The 8,320-nt window shown below is 71.7% G+C and carries 5 protein-coding genes; 3 read left to right on the top strand and 2 right to left on the bottom strand.

Going from position 1 to position 8,320, the window contains the following annotated elements:
* Nucleotides 1–147 precede the first annotated feature (147 nt).
* Nucleotides 148–3,060 (top strand): hypothetical protein, encoded by a 2,913-nt coding sequence (locus VED21_RS21245; RefSeq protein WP_324885756.1) that lies wholly within the window; start codon nt 148–150, stop codon nt 3,058–3,060.
* Nucleotides 3,057–4,418 (top strand): hypothetical protein, encoded by a 1,362-nt coding sequence (locus tag VED21_RS21240; RefSeq protein WP_324885754.1) that lies wholly within the window; start codon nt 3,057–3,059, stop codon nt 4,416–4,418. The genes VED21_RS21245 and VED21_RS21240 overlap by 4 nt, the downstream gene beginning before the upstream one ends.
* Here VED21_RS21240 and VED21_RS21235 read toward each other — a convergent pair.
* Together VED21_RS21235 and VED21_RS21230 are read right to left on the bottom strand one after the other, a co-directional pair.
* Nucleotides 4,413–5,696: a WavE lipopolysaccharide synthesis family protein gene (locus VED21_RS21235; RefSeq protein WP_324885752.1), complete on the bottom strand. Its 1,284-nt coding sequence runs from the start codon at nt 5,694–5,696 to the stop codon at nt 4,413–4,415. The genes VED21_RS21240 and VED21_RS21235 overlap by 6 nt on opposite strands.
* A 14-nt stretch (nt 5,697–5,710) precedes the next feature.
* Entirely contained in the window at nt 5,711–6,445 is a 735-nt protein-coding gene (locus tag VED21_RS21230; RefSeq protein ID WP_324885750.1) for a glycosyltransferase family 2 protein, read from the bottom strand.
* Nucleotides 6,446–6,656: 211 nt separating this feature from the next.
* Between VED21_RS21230 and VED21_RS21225 the strand changes: the two genes are divergently transcribed.
* The coding region (locus VED21_RS21225) for a tetratricopeptide repeat protein (RefSeq protein WP_324885748.1) at nt 6,657–8,320 on the top strand (1,664 nt) is incomplete at its 3' end.

The raw sequence follows: 8,320 nt of genomic DNA, 5'->3' as shown, positions 1-8,320 counted from the left end.
GTGGTGCCGGACAACTACCGGCTGATGCCGGGGATGCCGGCGGCGGCGGAGATCAAGGTGGGCGAACGCTCGGTGCTGCGCTACTTCCTGCGGCCGGTGCTGCGCGGCGTCGCCGAGGGCCTGCGCGAGCCGTAAGCGCTGTAATCCATGGCGGACGTCCTCTCAGCGGCGGAACTGGCCGGTCTCGTTCTCAAAAGCGTCGGTGGCGCGCGCGTCCTGGTGGCCGGGGGCGCCGCCGTTCCCCTGGTGCGGGCGCTGCTGCTGGAAGGGGTGGACGCCCACGGCGTAACGGACGCTGCCACGGCACAGGCAGGCAACCGGCTGGCGCCGGGCCGTTTCCGCCAGGGCTCGCCCGCCGTCCTGCCGGTGGCCGACGGTGCCGTCGATACCCTCATCGTCCTCGACGCCGCTCCCGAGGACGCCGACGCGCTGGCCGAGTGGCGGCGGGTGGCGCGCGCTTCGCTGTTCATCGCCGCCGCCGGCGAGCGGACAGGGTGGGAAGCCCGGGCGTTCGACGCGGGATGGCGCCGCCACCCGCTCTGGCCGCACCTTGTTCCCGCCCACGACCCCGACGCCCCTATCTGGATCGAAACCCCGGGCGGAGCCGCCGCCCGCCGGGTCGTGCTCCTCGAAACGGTGCCCGAGCCCCATCTTGCCCCGCCCGAACCCGACGGGCTCCGGGCCAACGACGCCTGGGCCGATGCCGCGGCGCGGCTATGGCATCTGGCGGCCGAGTTCGTCGGCGCGGACCAGCGGGTGCTGGTCGCCCCAGCCGGCGCCGGCTGGGGCGCCGCCATCCTCGCCCGGCGCACCCAGGCCGCTGCCGTCATCGGCCTGTCCCCGGCCGGGGCCGCCGACTACGCCACCCGCCAATATGCCTGCGGCGACCCGCGCCTGTTCTTCCCGGCCCACGCGGACGGCCCCTTCGACGTGATGGTGGCCGTGGCGCCGCCCGATCCGGCGGCGGCGGTCGCCCAGGCGCGCCGAAGCGTGCGGCCCGGCGGCCGGCTGGTGCTGGCGGTGCCGGTGGATGGACCGGCGGTCTGGCCCGCCGTGCGCGGCCTGTTCGACGACACTCTGGCCATCGACCGCCAGTTCTTCCTTGGCCGCGCCCCCGCCGCCCCGGCCGAGATCTCCCCCGACGACGACGGTCCGGACCTTGCCGGCTGGGCGATGGTGGTGGCGGTCGTAAGCCCGTTCGCCGCGATCGATCCCGCCCTGAAGGCGGCCCGCGCCGCCGGCGAGCGCTTCCATGTCCGCGCGTGGTGGCGCGATTACGACAACCCGTATGTCGTCGAAACCCTGGTCAACCTCGGCTCCCGCGTCCACAACCCCCGCCTGCTCCAGGCCTGGACGGAACGGGTGTTGACCGGGGCGCGGCCGGGATCGGCCGACCAGGGGGCGGCGCTGTGCGTGCAGGCATACCGGCTGCTGGAACGGGGCGACGCTCCCTGGGACGCGGTGGCGGACCATCTGGCGCGCGTCGCCCGCTGGCTGGCGGCAGCCGACGCCACGGCGCACGCCCGGCGCTGGCGGGCCTCGCTGCACTACGTCACGGGGCAGCTCCGGCTCAAGGCCGGTGACCGGGAGGCGGCGCGCACGGCCTTCGCGGCGTGCGCCGCCGTCGACGTGCGGGATTTCAGCGCCACGCTCGGCACCAAGACGGTGTCGGCCTGCCTCAAGGCCGGTCATCTGGCCCTGGCCTCGGGCGAGCCCGAGACAGCCCGCGCCTTCTGGCGCCAGGGCATGGCCGAGGCCAACCGCCTGTTGCAAGGCGACTGGAGCAACGTCTGGGGCGATCCCGATCGCCCGTTCTGGGTGGAAACCCGCGAGGCGGCCGACGTGGTCGATCTGGCCATGGAGTGCGCCACCGCCCTGGGCTCCCTGCCGGTCCACGCCGCCCAGCCGTCCTTGATCCACGAGAAGCGGCTGTGGGGGCGCGCCGGCTTCCACGGCCGCATCGACCAGTTGGAGCGCGAGCAGGTCGGCCTGCGCACCGAGGTGGTCCGGCAGCGCGCCGACGCGTTGAAGATGGTGGTGCAGATGCGGGTCCTGCGCGGAGCCGCCCTGCTGGCGGCGGGCCACGCGGCCGAGGCCGAGCGCTTTTTCGCCGAGGCCGAGCGGCGCGATCCCGCCTGGGGACCGTGGCTGCGCGCCCTGACGCTGCTCGGCCACGGCCTGCTGGCCGCTGGCTGGGCCGCGTACGACCGGCGCTTCGCGCTGGGGCGGGCGGCGGGGCGTGATCTGCCGCTGCCGGCCTGGCGGGGCGAGGATATCGCGGACAAGCGCATCCTGGTGTGGCGCGAGCAGGGGCTGGGCGACGAGCTGATGTTCGCCAGCCTCTATCCCGACCTGATCGCCCGCGCGGGCCACGTCGCCCTGGAGTGCGATCCGCGTCTGACGCCGCTGTTCACCCGTTCCTTTCCGGCGGCCGACATCCGCCCGGCCGGCGGCGCGCCGGACGGCTGCGACCTGCATGTGCCGGCGGGCACCCTGCCCCGCTACCTGCGCCCCACGCTGGCCCACTTCCCCGACGCCCCCGCCCCGCTGGTCGCCGATCCGGCGCGCGTGTCGGCGTGGCGGCGGCGGCTGGCGGCCTTGGGAGACGGTCTCAAGGTCGGCCTGAGCTGGCGCGGCCGGCGCGGCGCGCCGTCGCCCTTCCCGCCGCTCGACGCCTGGGCGCCGCTGCTGGCCTTGGACGGGGTACAGGCGGTTTCGCTGCAATACGATCCCGACGACGCCGAGGTCGAGGCGGTGGAAGCGCGGTTCGGCGTCCGGCTCCACCGTTTCCCCGACCTTGATCTCACCAACGACCTCGACGGGCTGGCGGCGCTGATGTCCGGCCTCGATCTGGTGCTCACCGTGCCGACCTCGGTGGGCGATCTCGCCGCCGCTCTTGGCGTCGCGGTGTGGCGCGGCGGCTGGGACGACGACTGGGCGATGCTTGGCACCGGCCGCCGGCCCTGGTATCCCTCGATGCGCCTGTTCCTCGCCGCGCCGGGGGACGGGCTGGACGAACCGATCCGCGCCATGACCGCGGCGCTTGAGGAGCGGGCATGACCCGGATTTCCGTCGACGACGCCATCCTCCGCGCCGCCCGGCACCTGGAGCAGGGCGGATACGGCGAGGCCGAGCATGTGTGCCGGACGATCCTCAAGGCCTTTCCGCGACACGGCCGCGCGCTGTACCTGCTGGCCGAGGCGGCAGTACACACCGGGCGGCCTGAACTCGCCGCCCATCTCCGGCGCAAGGCCGCCGGCCTTGAAGGCGCCCCGGCGGCGCCGGCGGCCCGTCCGGCCGCCTCGGATCGGATCACCCTGCTGTTGTGCGGCCAGATCCGCCATCCCGACTTCTTCCGAAATATGATGGGAGCCTACCTCCACATGGTGAAAACCGGCGTGGCGCACCGGATCATCCTGTCCACCTGGGAGGACGAGCTGCGCCCGCTCGGCGATCTGGAACAGCAGATGCGCGGTCACGGGATCGAGATCGTCTTCAACCGGCCGCCGCCGGCCGGCTTCCAGGTCGCCGGCAACTTCATGCAGCAGACCAAGCAGCTTTACGGCGGGCTCCTGGCCGCCGACTCCGGCGACTGGGTGTTCAAGACGCGCCCCGACGTCTACATGCAGCTCGAAAAGCTCCCGGCGCTGTTCGACGCCGTGCGGACGGCCCCGCCGGTCGCGGTCGCGCCGCGTGTCTTCGAGCGCCGCGTCTGGGTTCCCTATTTCGAGGCCACCGAGCCGTTCTTCATCTCGGACGTGGTCTTCATGGGCCGGCGGGACGACATGCTGAAGCTGTGCAACTTCGACATGGGCTACGAGATCAACGAAACCTTCGACACCGATGAGCCTCTGGAGTTGCAAAAGACGGCGCCGGCCGCCGAAATCCGCAAATACCTTTCCGCCTTCACCGCCGACTTCCCGATCTGCCACGAAATCCGGGAAATCTGGCAATACGCGGAGTATTACCGGGAGTCGCGGGACGCCATCATCGACTACAATTTCTCGCAAAAGATCTACTGGGAATACGTGGCCCTGTTCCTGTATGTCCTGAACAGCCATTTTCTGGTCGGCCGACCGCATTACGATGGCAAGCTGGACATCATTCGCGAGATCAAGGGCATGCACGGCGAGCGGTTCCAGCACAACAGCTCCAACCACTTCGTCAACTGCACCGAGCCGGACCTGTTTTTCGAGAACCTGCGCTTCATCCGCAACCGCGCCGGCCAGGTCTTCTGCAACAGCTCGGACTGGCTGGCCGACATCTTCGCCGGCCGGATCGAGGACCCCTACCGCGACTTCATCCTGGGCGAATGCCTGGACGCGGCGCTGGCCTACCACTCGACGCCGGAGCGCCGGCGGGCGTTCGCCGCCTACAAGGACGGCCTGCGGCGGACGGCGGGCTACGCCCGATCATAATCCCCGCTCGACCAGCGCCAGCCGGAAGAAGTCGTCGAACCGCACGGCATCGAGGTCGACCGCCCCCCGGTCGGCCGACACGTCGAGCCCGAAATACAGGGATTGCCAGAAGGCGTGGTCCACCACCCGGCGGAGCGACGCTTCATCGGCCTGCCGCGTCACCGGCCCGATGCCGTATTTGGGCCAGAACAGGTCGAACCACTCCTCGTCGACGACGATCCAGTGATCCTTGAGTGCCCGCCAGTAAGCCTCCAGCGTCCGCTCGGTGCCAACGTTCAATGCCTCCAGATAACGGGTGGCGAACCAGACCTCGGGGATGGCCGCCTGGGCGCTGTACTGCCGGACTGTCGTCTTCGCCCGGTATTCCGGCGCGTGGATGTCGATGACTCGCTCGTCGAGCGGGGCGGAGAAGGCGAGGATGAGGTCATCGACATCGCCGAACAGCACGAGATCGGAGATGTTGTAGGGGATGTATTTCTGGGTGTAGCGGCTCGACACCACGATGCGGTTCCGCCCGCCGTCGGCCGGGGGGTAGAGCGCCTGGAGGCGGGCCGCCCGTTCCAGCACCTGGGGCGCCATCACCACAAGGTCGGTGCGGGTCTTGAGCGCCTTGGCCAAGCCCATGTCGCGGGCGGCCTTCAGCCCCTCCAGGGTCGAGACCCGCTGAAGGTTGCGGTTGCCCTGCCCGGTCACGGCCGGTCGCCCGCTCAACACCAGCCGGTCGCACCAGGGCGCCAGCCGGTCGAGCACGGCGGGGTCGCCGTCGGCCCAGGTGCTGAGGATCACCGGAGCCGCCGGGTGACGCAGGCGATGCCAGCGCAGCACCCACTCGGTCGCCTCGGGCGCCACGCCCCCCTGCACGACGATGCCCATGCCGCCGGGCGCGGGGCGGGACGGCGGGTCCTGGCTCCAGAGGGCGCCCAGGCGCCGGAGCTGGGGAAAGGCCAGCGTCGGCACGAACGGCCCCATGTGACGGAACGGCCCGATCGCCGCCAGTTGGCGCTGGATCTCCGCCCCGAAGAAATAGCCGGAGTAGACGATGACGACGGTGGTCGCCGGGTCCTCCCCGGCCAGCCGGTCGGGCGGGTGGACGGGAATGCCGAACACCTCGCCGCCCCACTTGGCGGGATCGTTGTCCACCAGATAGGCGGGCCTGAGCGGGCAGTCGTGGAACGCCAGCCGGAACGAACCGCCCGCCCCCCAGCTCACGGCCTTCAGCCGCCCGGTGATCAGGCCGTGGCACACGCTCTCCAGGTCCGGCCAGGATACCGCCGGCATCGCTCTCTCCGTCATCAGGACGCGTGAAGGAAATCCTCGTACTCCTGGGGCACGCCGCAGAAGATGACCGCCTCGCGCGGGATGCGGTGATAACGGATATCGGCCCCGCGGCGGATCAGGAAATTGTAAAGCGGCGCCACGTACAGCTCGCCGGCCTCGGCGCGCTCCAGGCCCAGGGCAAGCTGCTCGGCATAGGCGGCGCGGAACAGGCCGGCGGAGCGGAACCAGTAGAGCCCGGTGCAGCAGAGATTGGAGATTTCCCTCTTCTCGGCCGTCTCGGCCACCCGGTTGGAACCGGGACCGGACTGACCGACGTAGGACCATTGCGGACCCGAGCCATCGAACACCTCCAGGTAACCATCGGCGGCGGCGCGGTCCACGTCGCCGGGCCAGGCGAAGCCCGGACGGAAGGTGTCGATATTGAAGACCAGGATGGGCTCTGCGTCGGGGCAGCCGGCGCCGGACAGCCCCAGGGCCACCGTCTCGGCTTGCCCCCGCGTCAGCGCGTGCAGCCCGACCACCTCGTAGCGGCCAACCCCCATCGCCGCGCACTCGGCGCGGATGAAGGCGGGCGTATCGGCCACGTCCCGGCACACGAACAGAAAGGTTTCCTCGGCGAACAGGGCCTGGAAGCTTTCCACGGCGTGGCGGAACAGGGTCTTGCCGTGGGCCTCCAGCATGTATTTGGGCCGGTCGTAGCCGGCCATCGCGAAGCGGCGGGACACCCCGGCCATCGGAATCACAATCATCGGCACGCCTCGTGAACCGGGTTTTCGGACAAAAGCTGTGGAAATCTACCCGCAACGGCCGATGCTACCCCCCCCTCCCCAGGCTGTCACCCGTCGTCGGCCGGAGACGAGGCATGAGCAAAAGAAGGGCGGCGCCGGCTGCGGTGGTTTACCGGGACGGCTCCTCGCGGCATAAGGAGTATAAAATTTCGGCAGCGACAGGCTTTCGGCCATGGCCTCTTCCAGTGACGCCTTCCTCTCCCCTTCCCTCGACGCCGTGACGCGGCTGCGCCGCCAGGCGCAGGAGGCCGAGCGGGTGGGACGAGCGGCCGAGGCTGTCGGGCTGCTGCACCGGGCCGTGGGGCTCGACGCCACCGATGCGGCGTTGTGGCGCGAGTTGGCCCAGGCCCAACTCGGTGCGCGACGGAACGTCGAGGCGTTGCGGGCCGCCGAAAGGGCGCTGGCGCTTGCCCCCGAAGTGGCCGCCGGCCACCGCCTCAAGGCCGTGGCGCTGGCCCGGCTGGGGCGGCTGGACGCGGCCGCGGCGGCCCTGGCCGAGGTCGAGCGGCGCGAGCCCCGGACGGCGGAGACGCTGGCGCTCAAGGCGCTGCTGCTGATGCTCGCCGGCCGGCTGGAGGAGGCCGACCGGCTGTTCACCCCGGTGCTGGCCGCCATCCCCGGGTTGGCCGAGGCCCAGGCCAACCACGCCCAGGTGCTGTCCCGCCTCAACCGGCATGAGGCGGCGCTGAAGGCGGCCGAGGCGGCGCGGGCCGCCAAGCCCGAGCTGCCCGGGGTGCATCTCCTCCTCGGCATGCTCCTCGAACGGCTGGGCCGGCAGGCCGACGCGCGAACGGCGTACGAGCGGGCGCTGGGCCTCGACCCGACGCTGGCGGAAGCGCACCACGCCTTGGCCCGGCTGATGCGCGCCCAGGGCGATCTCGACGATGCGGTATCGGGTTTCCGCCGGGCGGTGGCGCTGAGCCCCGAACAGGCGGAGTTCCGCCAGGACCTGCTGGCCGCGTTGGGGGCGGCCGGGCGGCATGAGGAAGCGGGGGCGCGCGAGGCGGTGCGGCTTGCCCCCCTGGACGCGGTGGCCCATATCCGCCTGGGCGGGCTGCTGCTCAACGCCGGCAGCCTGGAGGAGGCCGAAACCGTCCTGCGGCGCGCCCTCGACCTCGACCCCCGCTCCGCCCTCGCCTATAACAACCTCGCCTGTCTGCACAAGCTGCGCGGCGAGGTGGCGGAGGCCATCGCCTGCCTGCGCAAGGCCCTCGACCAGGTGCCCGACCACCCGGCGGCGCTGGCCAACCTGGGATTCGCGCTGAGCGCCACCGACGTGGAGGCGAACCAGCTGGAAGCGCTGACCCTTCTGAGCCGGGCCATCGCCCTCCAGCCCGAAGTGGCCGAGGCCCACTGCTGCCTGGGCCTTGCCCTGCAGCAGGTGGGAGGCTTCGAGATCGCGGAGGTGCCCTACCGCCGGGCCATCGCGCTGCATCCGCGCTACGAGCAGGCCATCAACAATCTGGCGGTGTCGCTGGCCCACCAGGGCCGGCTCGGCGAGGTCCGGCAGCTTCTGACCCAGGCCCTGAAAACCCTGCCCGGCGGCGCCCAGGCGCACAGCACCCATCTTTTCTTCCTCAACTACCTTCCCGACCAGGACCGGGCGGCGGTTCTGGCCGAGCACCGGGCGTGGGACGCCCGCCACGGCGGCGGCCGGGTGACGCCGCTGCCGCCGCCGGCCGCCCCGCGCGACCCGGCGCGCCGGCTGCGCCTGGGGCTGGTCTCGGGCGACCTCGGCCGCCATCCCGTCGCCCAGTTCCTGCTGCCGCTGCTGCGCCACCTCGACCCCGCCGCCGTCGAGGTCCACGCCTACTCCAACCGTGCCGTCGAGGACGC

Origin of the sequence: Azospirillum sp., assembly GCF_035627195.1 — a bacterium.
Taxonomy (GTDB): Bacteria; Pseudomonadota; Alphaproteobacteria; order Azospirillales; family Azospirillaceae; genus Azospirillum.
The sequence above is the reverse complement of the archived record's forward strand: the minus strand, read 5'-3'. Positions and strand labels throughout refer to the sequence as shown.